The 391-nt window shown below is 57.3% G+C and carries 1 pseudogene; it reads left to right on the top strand.

The window, feature by feature from the left end:
- A pseudogene (gene phnJ / locus JNB89_RS30825) lies at window positions 1–391 on the top strand (alpha-D-ribose 1-methylphosphonate 5-phosphate C-P-lyase PhnJ); the annotation flags it as partial.

The following is a 391-nucleotide window of genomic DNA, read 5'->3' as shown; positions in this document are numbered from 1 at the left end:
GATGACACCACCAACGCCGTGTCGATTCGCAACTTCTTCAAGCGCGTGACCGGGGTAAACACCACGGAACGTACGGACGATGCGACGGTTATCCAGACGCGTCACCGCATCCCCGAAACGCCGCTGACCGAAGATCAGATAATTATCTTCCAGGTGCCAATCCCCGAGCCGCTGCGCTTTATCGAGCCGCGCGAAACGGAAACCCGCACCATGCACGCGCTGGAAGAGTACGGCGTGATGCAGGTGAAACTGTATGAAGATATCGCCCGCTTCGGTCATATCGCCACCACCTACGCCTATCCGGTGAAGGTAAATGGGCGCTACGTGATGGACCCGTCGCCGATCCCGAAATTCGATAACCCAAAAATGGACATGATGCCCGCCCTGCAAC

It is taken from the genome of Paraburkholderia phenoliruptrix, from assembly GCF_019511605.1.
Classification (GTDB): domain Bacteria; phylum Pseudomonadota; class Gammaproteobacteria; order Burkholderiales; family Burkholderiaceae; genus Paraburkholderia; species Paraburkholderia phenoliruptrix_A.
This window is presented reverse-complemented; position numbering and strand designations above follow the sequence as displayed.